13 protein-coding genes are annotated in these 13,052 nt (G+C 72.0%); 6 read left to right on the top strand and 7 right to left on the bottom strand.

Features of this window, described 5'->3' with window-relative positions; translation table 11 throughout:
• Window positions 1-6: 6 nt before the first annotated feature.
• A complete protein-coding gene (locus ACFYNL_RS11295; protein ID WP_388800200.1) occupies window positions 7-1,044 on the top strand; it encodes an ATP-binding cassette domain-containing protein in 1,038 nt (345 codons plus the stop codon).
• Window positions 1,045-1,077: 33 nt separating this feature from the next.
• On the top strand, window positions 1,078-1,884 hold the full coding sequence (locus tag ACFYNL_RS11290) for a DUF1707 domain-containing protein (protein WP_388800197.1): 807 nt from the start codon (window positions 1,078-1,080) through the stop codon (window positions 1,882-1,884).
• Between the two features lie 24 nt (window positions 1,885-1,908).
• Here ACFYNL_RS11290 and ACFYNL_RS11285 read toward each other — a convergent pair whose 3' ends face one another.
• Window positions 1,909-3,246, bottom strand: a complete 1,338-nt coding sequence (locus tag ACFYNL_RS11285) for an SGNH/GDSL hydrolase family protein (RefSeq protein WP_388800194.1) — start codon at window positions 3,244-3,246, stop codon at window positions 1,909-1,911.
• 232 nt (window positions 3,247-3,478) lie between these two features.
• Between ACFYNL_RS11285 and ACFYNL_RS11280 the strand changes: the two genes are divergently transcribed.
• Together ACFYNL_RS11280 and ACFYNL_RS11275 are read left to right on the top strand one after the other, a co-directional pair.
• Entirely contained in the window at window positions 3,479-4,846 is a 1,368-nt protein-coding gene (locus ACFYNL_RS11280; protein WP_388800191.1) for a DUF445 domain-containing protein, read from the top strand.
• 269 nt (window positions 4,847-5,115) lie between these two features.
• Window positions 5,116-6,681: an MFS transporter gene (locus ACFYNL_RS11275; RefSeq protein ID WP_388800188.1), complete on the top strand. Its 1,566-nt coding sequence runs from the start codon at window positions 5,116-5,118 to the stop codon at window positions 6,679-6,681.
• 43 nt (window positions 6,682-6,724) lie between these two features.
• Here the strand turns inward: ACFYNL_RS11275 and ACFYNL_RS11270 are convergent, their stop codons facing one another.
• Together ACFYNL_RS11270 and ACFYNL_RS11265 are read right to left on the bottom strand one after the other, a co-directional pair.
• Window positions 6,725-8,218 carry an alginate lyase family protein gene (locus tag ACFYNL_RS11270; RefSeq protein ID WP_388800634.1) on the bottom strand — a complete coding sequence of 498 codons (1,494 nt, stop codon included), beginning with the start codon at window positions 8,216-8,218 and terminating at the stop codon, window positions 6,725-6,727.
• Between the two features lie 220 nt (window positions 8,219-8,438).
• Window positions 8,439-8,741: a hypothetical protein gene (locus ACFYNL_RS11265; RefSeq protein WP_388800184.1), complete on the bottom strand. Its 303-nt coding sequence runs from the start codon at window positions 8,739-8,741 to the stop codon at window positions 8,439-8,441.
• A gap of 154 nt (window positions 8,742-8,895) precedes the next feature.
• Between ACFYNL_RS11265 and ACFYNL_RS11260 the strand changes: the two genes are divergently transcribed.
• Entirely contained in the window at window positions 8,896-9,318 is a 423-nt protein-coding gene (locus ACFYNL_RS11260; RefSeq protein ID WP_388800181.1) for an Hsp20/alpha crystallin family protein, read from the top strand.
• A 102-nt stretch (window positions 9,319-9,420) separates the two neighbouring features.
• Entirely contained in the window at window positions 9,421-9,879 is a 459-nt protein-coding gene (locus ACFYNL_RS11255) for a DUF2267 domain-containing protein (RefSeq protein WP_388800178.1), read from the top strand.
• A gap of 156 nt (window positions 9,880-10,035) precedes the next feature.
• On the opposite strand, the gene ACFYNL_RS11250 is transcribed toward ACFYNL_RS11255, so the two are convergent.
• From ACFYNL_RS11250 to ACFYNL_RS11235, 4 genes are all read right to left on the bottom strand, one after another.
• Window positions 10,036-10,545, bottom strand: coding sequence for a hypothetical protein (locus ACFYNL_RS11250; RefSeq protein ID WP_388800175.1), 510 nt, complete (start codon window positions 10,543-10,545; stop codon window positions 10,036-10,038).
• Between the two features lie 152 nt (window positions 10,546-10,697).
• A complete protein-coding gene (locus ACFYNL_RS11245; RefSeq protein ID WP_388800172.1) occupies window positions 10,698-11,555 on the bottom strand; it encodes an LLM class flavin-dependent oxidoreductase in 858 nt (285 codons plus the stop codon).
• 228 nt (window positions 11,556-11,783) lie between these two features.
• Entirely contained in the window at window positions 11,784-12,011 is a 228-nt protein-coding gene (locus ACFYNL_RS11240; RefSeq protein ID WP_388800169.1) for a hypothetical protein, read from the bottom strand.
• A 138-nt stretch (window positions 12,012-12,149) separates the two neighbouring features.
• Window positions 12,150-12,749: a DUF6585 family protein gene (locus tag ACFYNL_RS11235; protein ID WP_388800166.1), complete on the bottom strand. Its 600-nt coding sequence runs from the start codon at window positions 12,747-12,749 to the stop codon at window positions 12,150-12,152.
• Between the last annotated feature and the right edge of the window lie 303 nt (window positions 12,750-13,052).

Below are 13,052 nucleotides of genomic sequence, written 5' to 3'. Positions count from 1 at the left end.
CAGTCGATGGACGTTGTCACGGAGCCTGGTGCGGACCCTGTCAGGGAGCCCTTCATCGAACTCGACCGGGTCGAGAAGGTCTTCGACGTGCGCCGCAAGACCGGTTTTCTCAGGCGGGAGCGGCGGCAGGTGCGGGCCGTCGACTCGATCTCCTTCACCGTGGCGCGCGGTGAGATGGTGGGCTACATCGGCCCGAACGGCGCCGGCAAGTCGACGACGATCAAGATGCTGACCGGCATCCTCACGCCGAGCGGCGGCCGGCTGCGCGTCGCCGGTATCGACCCGTCCCGGGAGCGGACCCGGCTCGCGCACCGTATCGGGGTGGTGTTCGGTCAGCGCACGACGCTGTGGTGGGACCTGCCGCTGATCGACTCGTACAAGCTGATGCACCGCATGTACCGCATCCCGGACGGCCGTTACCGCGAGAACCTCGACCGGCTGGTCGAACTCCTCGACCTGGGCGCCCTGTTGGACGTCCCGGTGCGTCAGCTCTCCCTCGGCCAGCGGATGCGCGGCGACATCGCGGCGGCGCTGCTGCACGATCCGGACGTGCTGTACCTGGACGAGCCGACGATCGGGCTGGACGTCATCTCCAAGGCGAAGGTGCGGGAGTTCTTGCGGGAGGTGAACACCGAGCGCGGTACGACCGTGCTGCTGACCACGCACGACCTGCAGGACATCGAGCAGCTGTGCTCACGGGTGATGGTGATCGACCGCGGGCGGCTGATGTACGACGGTCCGCTCGCGGGGCTGCACGAGGTGGGGGAGAGCGAGCGGGTCCTGGTGGTCGACCTGGAGCGCGAGCTGCCGCCGATCGAGGCGGCGCCGGCGCGGGTGGTGAAGGTGGAGGGGCCGCGGCAGTGGCTGGCCTTCCCGGCGTCCGGGTCGGCGGCGGAGCTGGTGGCGCGGGTCGCCGCCGAGTATCCGCTGGTGGACCTGTCGGTGCGGGAGCCGGACATCGAGACCGTGATCGCCAAGATGCTGCACACGGTGGGGGGCGCCCCCGAACCCCCGCCCGGACAGGCCGAGCGGGCGCTCTCGTAGCCCCGGTGCGGTGTTGCTCGTAGGCTGCTGTCCATGACCGACGACGCCCCGGAGCTCCGTGCCTCCGACGCAGATCGTGAACGAGTCGCCGAGGTCCTGCGGGACGCCCTCGCGGAGGGGCGTCTGGACATGGAGGAGTTCGAGGAACGCCTGGACGCCACGTACCGGGCGCGTACGTACGGTGAGCTGGCGCCGATCACCCGGGATCTGCCGGTGGGCGAGGTGGCCGTGCCGAAGGTCGACATGGTCAAGAACGCCGGGGGCGCGGAGACTAGTTGGGCGGAGCGGATCGTCGGGGGCGAGGGGTCGTCGACGTGGGGTGTCGCGGTGCTGTCCGGCTTCCAGCGCAAGGGGCGGTGGACGGTGCCGAAGCGGTTCAACTGCTTCAGCTTCTGGGGCGGCGGGGAGATCGATCTGCGGGAGGCGAACTTCGCCGACCGGGAGATCCAGATCAACTGTGTCGCGATCATGGGCGGCATGCAGGTGATCGTGCCGCCCGGGGTCGAGGTCGTGGTGCGTGGGATCGGGATCATGGGGGGCTTCGATCACCGTGAGGAAGGGGTGCCGGGGGATCCCGGTGCGCCCCGGGTGATCGTCACCGGGTTCGCCTTCTGGGGCGGCGTCGGGGTCGAGCGGAAGCTGACGCGGACCCAGCGGCAGGAGCTCCGGGAGGAGCGCCGGCGGGAGAAGCTGGAGCGCAGGGCCGCCGCCCGGGAGCTGAGGGAGACGATCCGGGACGACGTCCGCGAGGCGCACCGCCGGATGATCGAGGGCCACCACGACCTGATGGGGGAGATGCGGGGGCGGCGCGAGCGACGGCGGGAGCGGGACGAGGACTGAGCCGCCCGTCCCGCTCCGGGTGCGTCACAGCTCCGCCGGGGCCGCGCCCTTCAGGTCGCCCAGCTCGAAGGTCTGGGCCATGCGCTCATAGCCCTTGTCGCTCGGGTGGAGGTGGTCGCCCGAGTCGTAGTCGGGGCGGAACCTGCGCGGGTTGTACGGGTCGCGGACCGCCGCGTCGAAGTCGACGACCGCGTCGAAGACCCGGCCGGCGCGGATCTCGGCGTTGATCCGCTGGCGCACGATCTCGCGGGCGTCGGTGTAGCCGCGGTGGCCCTGGAAGGGCATCAGGGTCGCGCCTATGACCTTGATGCCGCGGGCGTGGGCGTGGCGGACCAGGGTGCGCAGGCCTTCGAGGATGCGGTGGGGGTCGGCGAGGTTCGGGTTGCGCAGGATGTCGTTGACACCCAGGTCGATGACGACGACCTTGACGTTCGTACGGGAGAGGACGTCGCGGTGGAAGCGGCCGACGCCGGCCTCGTTGTTCGCGGGGCGGCCGGAGCCGCTGGCGAGGATCTGGTTGCCGCTGATGCCCTGGTTGACCACGCTGTAGCGGGGCACGTCCTGACCGGCCGCGACGGCCGCGCGCAGTCGGCGCGAGAGGACGTCCGTCCAGCGGCGGTTGGCGTTCGGGGTGGACGTGATGCCGTCGGTCAGCGAGTCGCCGAAGACCACGACGGTGCCGTCGGACTCGTTGCTGATGACGTCCAGCGCGGTCAGGTACCGCCAGGAGCCGACCTGCTCGGTGTACGCCACGCCGGTCGCGTCCTCGGCGAGGTCGCCTTCGGCGACGTAGCTGGTCTGACGTGCGTGCGGGTGGTAGGTCACCGGGCCGGACGGGGTGGGGGAGTAGGTGGTGACCAGCACGTCGGAGTCGGCGGGGATCGCCAGCCGCACGGCGTCGCTGAGCACCTGCTGCCCGGGCGGGACGACGACCGTGGTGTTGCCGGCGAAGGTGAGCCTGCGCATGGTGTCGGCGACGGCTGCCGCGGTACCCGTTCCGGCGGCGACGGCGATCGTCGCGTGGGTGATCGTCAGCGCCGACTGGCCGTACAGATTGGACAGCGTGATCCGGGCACTCGTACCGCCGACGCCGGTGTGCACGACGTTGCGCACCGAGCGGCCGGCCAGGCCCTCGACCTCGGTGCCGGGCTCCGCGCCGACCGGGGAGGCGGACCAGGCGCCGACCCAGATGCCGGTGGACGCGGGGGCGGCGCGGTTGCGCGGGCCGCCCTCCTTGGTGGTGGTGCTCTTGCTTGTGGTGCTGCCGTCGTCGGAGGCGACTCCGACATAGATGGCGGCCGAAACCGCGACGATCAGGGCGATGATCGCGGAAAGCAGGGCATAACCGTGACGCTTGGTCATGCGGTGCGTGTCTCCTCGGGAGGATGGGAGCCCGAGGCTCCGATGTGATCACCTCATGATGCGTCATAAGGCGGAGGGGAGTTGCACGGACCCCCCATTGGGCCGCCGGACTTCATCCGGAGTTCGCCATCGACCTCCCCCCACCGAACAGACGCCGGGAACTCTTGATTCGTTCCGGGAGTAGGTCAGGAAGGGACAATGTGTGCGGGGGATCACTGGACGGGTGGAGCGGATGGAACGTACGAATCCGGATGAAACGGGAACGCGTGGTGTAGAGCAGCATGCCCGGGCCGACGCCGCCGGTAACCGGCGCGTCCCCGCCTCGGCCGTACGTGCGATGACGACGTTCACCGCGGCCGACGAGGAGAAGCGGCGCGGGGTGCGCCGGATGAAGATCACCGCGACCGGCATGCTGCTGTGCGTGGCGCTGGTCTACGTCCTCGCCAAGTGGGCGTCGAACGCGGGCGCCGGCGACTGGGCGAGCTATGTCGCCGCCGCCGCCGAAGCCGGGATGGTCGGTGCGCTGGCGGACTGGTTCGCGGTCACGGCCCTGTTCCGCCACCCGCTGGGCATCCCCATCCCGCACACCGCGATCATCCCCAACAAGAAGGACCAGTTGGGCGTCTCACTGGGCGAGTTCGTCGGGGAGAACTTCCTCTCCGAGGACGTCGTACGCCAGCGGCTGCGCGCCGTCGGCATCGGCAGCCGGCTCGGTGCCTGGCTGGCGGACCCGGAGCACGCGGACCGCGTCACGGCCGAGTTGGCGACGGCGTTGCGGGGTGCTCTGCGGGTCCTGCGGGACTCCGACGTCCAGGCGGTGGTCGGCGAGGCGATCACCCGTCGCGCCGACGCCCGCGAGATCGCGCCCGGCGTCGGCAAGATGCTGGAGGGCGTCGTCGCCGACGGCGCCCACAAACGGGCCGTCGACCTGATCGTGACGCGGGCGCACGACTGGCTGGTGCTGCACGGCGACGACGTGATGGGCGCCGTGCAGGGCGGCGCCCCCGGCTGGACGCCGAAGTTCGTCGACAAGAAGGTCGGCGAGCGGGTCTACAAGGAACTGCTGCGCTTCTGCGCCGAGATGCGCGACATGCCCTCCCACCCGGCGCGCGGTGCTCTCGACCGGTTCCTCATCGACTTCGCCTCCGACCTGCAGTCCGACACGGACACCCGCGCGCGCGTGGAGCGCTGGAAGGGCGAGGTGCTGGCCCGCGGCGAGGTCCAGGACCTGATCGCCTCCGCCTGGACCGCCGTACGCGCCATGATCGTGTCGGCCGCCGAGGACGAGCGCAGCGAACTGCGCCTGCGCGTGCGGGCCTCGCTGCTCTCCCTGGGCGCCCGCATGGCCGCGGAGCCCTCGATGCAGAACAAGGTGGACCGCTGGGTCGAGGACGCGGCGGTGCATGTCGTGACGACGTACCGCGCGGAGATCACCTCCCTGATCACCGACACCGTGGCGAGCTGGGACGCCGAGCACACGACGAAGAAGATCGAGGCCCACATCGGGCGCGATCTGCAGTTCATCCGGATCAACGGCACGGTGGTCGGTTCGCTGGCCGGACTGCTGATCTACACGGTGTCGCGGGCGCTGGGGGCGTAGAGCCGGGGGCGGGGGAGGGGTGTGTCGTTCGGTGTAGGGCCGGGGGAGGGGTGTGTCTTTCGGTGTAGTGCCGGGGGAGGGTGCGTCGTTCGGAGTATTGCCGGGGGCGGGGAGGCCGGGGCGTAGTGCGTGCGGCGCGGTGTGAAGCGGGGGGCTGGTGCGTGTGGCGCGGCGTGGTCGGGGTGCGTGGGCCGGAGCGTGGAGCCGAGGGATAGCACCGCCCACTCCGGGCACCCGAACCGGGTTTCCGCTCACCGAGGAGGGGGCCCATGACCACCGCGCAGGCCGAGACCGGCCGCACCCTGACCACCGACATCCCCGCCCGGCTGGACCGCCTCCCGTGGTCGCGCTGGCACTGGACGATCGTGATCGGTCTCGGCACCGTGTGGATCCTCGACGGCCTGGAGGTCACGGTCGTCGGCAACATCGCCCCGCGGCTCTCCGAACCCGGCAGCGGCCTGCCGATCACATCGGGGCAGGTCACCGGTCTGGCCGCCGCGCTGTATGTGGCAGGCGCCTGCATCGGCGCCCTGTTCTGGGGCCGGCTGACCGACAGATGGGGCCGCAAGAAGCTCTTCATGATCACGCTGGCGGTCTATCTGGGAGCGACCGCCCTGACCGCCGTCTCCTTCGACACCTGGTGGTTCTTCCTGTTCCGGTTCCTGACCGGGTTCGGTATCGGCGGCGAGTACGCGGCGATCAACTCCGCGATCGACGAGCTGATCCCCGCGCAGTACCGCGGCCGCGTCGACCTGATGATCAACGGCAGCTTCTGGCTGGGAGCGGTCGGCGGCGCGCTGCTGTCGATCGTCGCGCTGGACACGGCGATCCTGCCCGCCGACGTCGGCTGGCGGCTGACGTTCGCGCTCGGCGCCGTCCTCGCGCTGGTCATCCTCGTGGTGCGGCGGCACGTCCCGGAGAGTCCGCGCTGGCTGCTGATCCACGGACGCGACGACGAGGCGGAACGGATCGTGTCCGCCATCGAGGAACGGGTGGAGGCCGAGCGGGGTGAGCCGCTGCCGCGCCCCGAGGGCGAGATCACCATCCACCAGCGCCCCAGCGTGACGTTCCTGGAGATCGGCCGCACCGTCTTCGCCAAGTACCGCAAGCGGGCCACCCTCGGCTTCGCCCTCTTCATCGGCCAGGCGTTCCTCTACAACGCCATCACCTTCGGCTTCGGCGCGATCCTGACCCAGTTCTTCGACGTGCCCAGCGGCAACACCGGGTACTACTTCGCCGTCATCGCGGTCGGCAACTTCCTCGGCCCGCTGCTGCTCGGCAAGCTCTTCGACACGGTCGGGCGCCGGGTCATGATCTCCTCGACGTACCTGCTCTCCGGGCTGCTGCTGTTCGGCACGGCCTGGCTGTTCGACCGGGGTGCGCTGAGCGCGGCCACGATGACGGCCTGCTGGTGCGCGGTGCTGTTCTTCGCCTCGGCCGGTGCGTCCAGTGCCTACCTCACGGTGTCCGAGGTCTTCCCGATGGAGACCCGCGCGATGTCCATCGCCTTCTTCTACGCCCTCGGCACCGCCGCCGGCGGCATCAGCGGTCCGCTGCTCTTCGCCGACCTCACCGAGAGCGGCAAGGTCGGCGACACGGTCCTCGCCTTCCAGATCGGCGCGACCTTGATGTGCCTCGCGGGCCTGGTGGCGGCCTTCCTCGCGGTCCGTGCGGAAGGCCGGTCGCTGGAGGACATCGCCCGCCCGCTCACGGCGGTCGCGAGTCCGGCTCACACGGGGACGCGGACGGCTGGGGCCGCCGGAGGCGCCACCGGGACCACCAGGACCACCGGGCCCACCGGGGCTACGGGGGCGCCGGGAGCCACGGGGGCGTAGAGGCCGGAGCGGGCGGGAGCTGGCGCGAGCGGGCGGGAGTGGCTTACTCGGACGCCCGCCGTGCCCGGTCCCGGCGACGCAGCAGGAGCAACCCTCCGGCGAGGGCGGTGATGCCGGTGGCGGCGGTCCAGCCGACGATGTCGCCGGAGCCGGTCGAGGCGAGGCCACCGGAGGCTGAGGCGGAGGCGGACGTGGACGCGGAGGGTGAGGCCCCCGTCTGGGGCCGCGCACCCGTCGCCGGGTCCGCCGCCGATCCGGCTGGTCCGGCTGATCCGGCTGGTCCGGCTGATCCGGCCGACCCGGCAGAGGCCGACGGACCCGCCGCACCGCCCCCGCCCCCTTCGGCCTTGTCCCGGGTGAACGTCAGTGTGCCGAAGCCCAGTTGGTCGTAGCCGCCACTGTTGGGCCCGTAGTCCCCGCCGCCGCCCTCCGGCGCGGACTTCGCGGCGATCCTCGTGACGTACGGCGCCGGCAGGCCCCGGCGACCGGTGTAGTGGTTGGCGATCATCGCCCAGATCGGACGGGTCATCGCCGGGTCCACGGACGCGGCCTCGGTCACGGTCTCCGACCCCGACCAGCCGTTGATCGCGCCCTTCTTGCGGGTGTGGGCGGTGAACGGGACGTCCCCGCCCAGCGCCCACTTGGCGACGTACTGGGCGCCCTTGAGGAAACGGCTGTCGTCGTAGCCGTACAGGTCGATGCCCTGGTTCCAGGCCATCTCGCACAACGTGCCCATCAGGCCGACGCCGAGCAAAGCGTGCCCCTGGTCGCGGCCGGCCTCCAGCCACTCGGCGAGTCCGTCGGCGTGCACCCGGGGGATGGCGTTCCTGATGGAGCCGAGGCCCTCACCGTGCTTGAAGTACTCGACGGCGCGGGCTACCTGGACCTTGTCGTCGCAGAAGATGCCGGTGGCGAGGACGCAGCACAGGGCGGTGAGGTCCCAGTTGGTCCAGTAGTTGCTGACGACGGCGCCGTTGTGCCGGGCCAGGAAGTCGTCGCTGAGCGGCGCGAAGACCCGGGTCAGCAGCTCCTGGAACCGGCCGAGATCGAAGTCGGGGTGGTCGCGGACGAGTTCGGCCGCGTTGGCGATCTGGTAGCCGTACAGGCCGGCGGCCAGGAAGCGGTCGGCGCTGCCGTCCAGCCGGGTCAGCCTGCCCGACCAGGCGTTGAGGATCGCCACGGCGGTGTCGGCGTGGGAGGCGTCGCCGCCGACGTGGTGGCGCAGGGCGTTCTGGTAGGCGGCGTGGACGTCGTTGTAGAGGGTCCGGTAGTTCTGCGGTGACCCCGCGCCCCGGTACACGATCGCCTGCGGGGCGGGCGTCCAGCCGCTCTGCGCGTGCCGGTTGGCGGTCAGCTTGGCGTATCCGGCGGTGTAGGGCGCGGCACCGGCCCTCACCTTGGCGGCCATCCGGCCGAGGTCGGCGCGGGTGTGCAGGAGGCCGGGGTGCGCGTAGGCGCCGGCCGCCGCGGCGGGGGCGGGCGTCAGGGCCGTACCGATACCGGCGGCTCCGGCTGCCGCGCCCGCGGCCTTGAGCATGCTCCGGCGGCTGATCTGTCGTGTCACGTCGTCAATTCCTCGCGTGCCTGCGGCTGGGGACGGCGAGGAGACGGGGGAGGACCGGGGGCGATAACAGAAAGCCGCCCCCGATCACAGATGGTGCGGCCGCGGACCTCGGGCAAGGGATCCCGTACGCGGGCTTCGGGACGAGGAGGGCGGGAGCGTCAGCCGAGTCGGCTGAGCGCAGCCCGGCCCGTCGTCAGTCGCGTCGGTCCGCCACCGCCCAGGACGCCAGGGCGACGGCACCGGCGACGCCGAAGACGGCCGGCCAGGCGCCCACCTTCTTGGCCAGCGGATGCGAGCCGGCGAAGGCGGCGACGTAGGCGGCGGTCAGCGCGCCGGCGGCTCGCCCGCCCGCCTGCTGCCGCCACTGCTGGGCGGCAGCGGCCCCCGCCACGGCCAGTACGGCGCCGCCGAGCTGCCGCTTCCTGGTCCAACGGGCCACGCCGTACCCGCCCACCAGCCCGCCCGCGGCGACCGCCGCGCTGGGGATCTTCGCCATGACTTCCTCCTGGAGTTCGGGGTACGAGGCTACCGCTCACGCTGCGCTTTCCCTCGAAGTTGAGTCTGGGGTTGTCAACTTTTCGGCCCCGAGCTATATAAGAAGGCGTCGAGGGCATCGCAACGACAGAGGCTCAGGAAAGGAGTGACCTGTGATGCTCATGCGCACCGACCCCTTCCGCGAGTTCGACCGACTCGCGCGGCAGGTCTTCGACGCCCCCCGTCCGGCAGCCATGCCGATGGACGCCTACCGTGCCGGGGACGACTTCATCGTCCACTTCGACCTGCCCGGCATCGCCCCCGAGACAATCGAACTCGATGTCGAACGCAACGTCCTGAACGTTCGCGCCGAGCGCCGCACCCCCGCTCCCGAAGGCGCGGAGCTGGTCGTGGCCGAGCGCCCCACGGGTTCCTTCACCCGGCAGCTGTTCCTCGGCGACACGCTCGACACGGACCGGATCGACGCCTCGTACGACGCCGGCGTGCTGACCCTGCGCATCCCGGTGGCCGAGAAGGCCAAGCCGCGCCGCATCCGGATCACGGGCGGCCGTGACCGCAAGCAGCTCGCCGGTGCCTGACCCGTCGCACCGCAGCACCGCACGACAAGCGTCCCGCAGGCGGCTGCCCGGCCTGCGGGACGCCGCACGTCCCTGAGCGCAACCCGAGGAGGACCCCGCACGATGACCACGACGACGGTGCCGGCCACGACGAGGCAGGCGCACGCCCGTTCCGCACCCCGGCCCCGATGGTCCCGACTGATCGAGGACGTACGGCGTTCAGGGCGTTACCCGACCACGGAGCAGGCCGAGCGCGTCACCCGCACCGTCCTGTCAGCGCTCGGCGCCCTCGTGATCGGCGAGGAACGCGTCGAACTGGCCCGAGCCCTGCCGGAGGCGGCGGCCAGAGTGATCGCCTCCCAGATCCCGGCCACCCGTCCCGTCACGGTGGCGGAGTTCGTCGACTCGATCGCCGCCCGCTCGGAGGGCGCCACGCCCGCCACCGCCCGCTGGGACGCCGGCTCGGTCCTCGGCGTCCTGACGAACCTCGTCGGGGAGGACCTGTCGGACCGTGTCCTGAGGGAACTCCCGCCGGGATACGCCCCGTTCTTCGGCCGACCTGAGCCGGCGGGGGCGCGCTGACCGCGGGCGGGCAAGGACCTGTCGGCCTGTCGGCCGGCCGGGCCGGTGCGAGGGAGGCCGCGGCGGTGAGTCAGGCGACTCGGTCAAGCACGGGAGTGAAGGGCGCGGGAGCAGCGAGGGCACAGGAGGCGGCGGGTCCGGGAGAGTCCGCGCCGGTCAGGAACCGTCGCGCCGAGCCTGCCCCTTCCGTATCTCCGCCCGCGCCTGCAGTTCCGACACGTACCCCGCCCCGACGGCGCACCCCGCTCCGGCGAGCGCGAGGCCCAGCACGCCGGGGTTGACGTACCCGGGCACGTCACCGGTGTCGTAATCGCCGCCGTCGCTGGTCTCGCACATGAAGCCGAGCGGGACGTACGAGACCCTGTAGTCGACGATCTCGATGCCCCGCTGGTGCCGCTCCACCCACCCCTGGGTCCGGCAGGACCGGGGCGGGGACGAGTCCGTGCCGCCGTCCTCCGCCGTCATGACCGCGCCGGTGACGCCGAGCAACCCCCAGGCGTACAGGGCGCACGCGCCGGCGCCCGCCAGGGCCGCGAGTGCGCGGAGCACGCCGGAGACGCCCGCCTGCCGTACGTCCGGGTCGGACAGTGCGCCGACGCCGTAACCGCAGAGACCGAACGCGACGACCACCAGGATCAGGACGAACAACAGGAGCAGCAGGAACACGTGGCCTCCAGGCGGCACGGTGACGAGGCGGCGCGGACGGGCAGGCCGAGTCGAGCAGGCCGAGTCCAACAGGCCCCGGCCCGCCCGGCTGTGGCGGAGCCCACCCTTCCGGCAACAGTGGTGTCACAGGAGATGCAGGGCCCCGCCCGGCCTCAGAGCACGTCGGCCAGGCGGTCCACCTGGTCCGGGTCGAGGCCGTAGCAGTAGAGCATCACCTCGTCGGCGCCCAGATCGGCGTAGGCGGTGAGCGCGGCACGGATCTCCGCGGGGGTGGTGAGCAGGCCGGCGACCATGCGGTCGGCCATGCCGGTGAAGGCGTAATAGTCGTGCATCCGGACGCGGGCGTCGTCGAGCACGTCCGGCGGCCCGAGCGCGACGTTCACCTGGGCCACCAGGCGGGGCTCGCCCTCGCGGCCGTACTCCTTCCAGAAGCCGCGGACGGTGTCGAACAGTCCGCCCGCCCAGGAAGGCGGCGCCGCCGCGAGGAAGCCGTCACCGAAGCGGGCGACACGTTCCAGCGCGACGGGCTTGAAACCCCCGAACAGCACCTGGGGCCCGCCCGGCCGGGCGGGCGCCGGACCGATCGGGCCGACGCCGTCGCCGTACGGATCGCCCCACCACAGACGGCACATCACCGCCATCTGCTCGTCCAGGCGCCGGCCCCGCGTGCGCAGGTCGGTGCCCGTGGCACGGTGGTCGTCCTCCCGGCCGCCGATGCCGATGCCCAGGACGAGGCGGCCGCCGGTCATCCGGTCCAGGGTGGCGGCCTGCTTGGCCAGCAGGGCGGTGTCCCGCAGCGGGGCCAGCAGTACCTCGGTCTGGACGCGGACGCGCGTGGTGGCGCCCGCGAGGACCGCCAGGGCGACCAGGGGCTCGGGGTTGTCGTAGACGAGCCGGTCGAGCAGACCGACCGAGCTGAAGGGGCCGGCGTCGGCGCGCCGGGCCCAGGCGAGCAGGGTGGTGGGGTCGCCGATGGGCAGGCCGATGCCCACCTGTGTACCGACGTTCATGGAGGAGCCTCCGACATGAGGGGTCGACAAGGACAGCTGCCGCCCCTCCTGCACCTCGGCGAGCCTGCCGGCGAGGTGGGACGCTCCCGCTCTGCGGCGTGTTTCCGGGGGAACGTCTCTTCGAAGTCGGCTCACTGTAGGGCGAGTCGACCGCGGCGGACAAACGAATTTCGTCCGGCCCAGCAGCCTCCTGCCTCGGCGGCGGAGGCCACCGGTCGGGGATGAGCGTCAGCGCCTGGAGGCGATGATCAGGAGCAACACCACGATCCCCAGGGCGATCAGGCACCCGGCGCCGCCGCCGGAGGACCCCTTGCGGAACTCGACCACCCCGCCGGGGGCGACCCGCGGATGACGCCGGGCGTAATGGGTCTCCATCGCCTGCTCTCCCTGCGATTCGCTCCCCCAAGCGGTGCGGTGCCCGCACTCGCCGCACCGGTAGCGGTAGCTGTCTGCCATGCCGTTCTCCTTCTGTGCTCGGTGAGTTGTCCGTGGTCGCCGTTCGCGTCCGGTCGGAGGCCGGGGGTGCGTGGTCGGAGGCTGAGGGCGGCCGGTGAAATCGCTCTGAAGCGGGGGCCGTACGTCAGCCGTCAGCCGTCAGCCGTCGTCCCCCTGTCCGGCAGCGGTGAGCTGCTCGACGAGGGCACGGAAGACACAGAGGTTCGGGATCCCGGACGCGACGCCCCGCCACATCTGCCACCGCCCGGCGGCACGGACGGCGACGGAACCGTCGAGGACCTCGATCCGCTGGACCTGCGCCCAGCGCAGTGACGTGCCCCGGGATCCGACCTCCTCCCGAGTGATCCACACGGGACCGAAGGCGAGCCGCGCCCCCCGCGCCAGCGCGGCCAGGGCAGCCGGTACCCGGGCGTCGGTGACGGCCCGGCGGATCTCGGCGCACCACACCTGCGGGTGCTCGAAATCGCCAGGGCGCAGCACGACCGGCTCACCGTCGACGCCGACGACCACCTGGGCGCGGGTGATGCCCTGCCGGGACAGCGTTCGGCGCCCGCGTATCTCCGTGGTGGCGTAGCGGACGACATGGATCCGCCCGGCCACGGCGATCGTCAGTCCGTGCTCGTACAGGTCCAGGCGCGGCCTGGTCGGGCCGAGCCGTGCTGCGGTCGGGCTGAACCGTGCTCCGGCGGGGCCCAGCAGGGCTTTGGCGCGGTCCAGCAGTGCCCTGGAGGGGTCCAACAGTGCTCTGGTGGGGCTCAGCAGTGCCGCCGCCGGACCGGTTCGGCCCCCCGTCGCACTCGTCCCTGCCCTGCCTCCTCGCCTCAGCCGTCGCCGTATGCCCGCGACGGCGGCCCGCAGACCCCGGGGTGCGGCGAACGGCCCCCGATAGGTCCCGCGTCGTCTGCCCAGCCCCGCCCGGCCCGCGGCCTCGGAGACCCTGGCCAACAGCAACTGGTCGGCGCGGTCGTCGGTCCGGTCGTCGGTCGCGTGGTCAGTACGGTCGTAGGTCCGGTCGTCGGTCGCGTCGTCAGTACGTTCGTC

The sequence above is a fragment of the Streptomyces sp. NPDC007808 genome (assembly GCF_042868655.1).
In the GTDB taxonomy this organism is placed as follows: Bacteria; Actinomycetota; Actinomycetes; order Streptomycetales; family Streptomycetaceae; genus Streptomyces.
The sequence above is the reverse complement of the archived record's forward strand: the minus strand, read 5'-3'. Positions and strand labels throughout refer to the sequence as shown.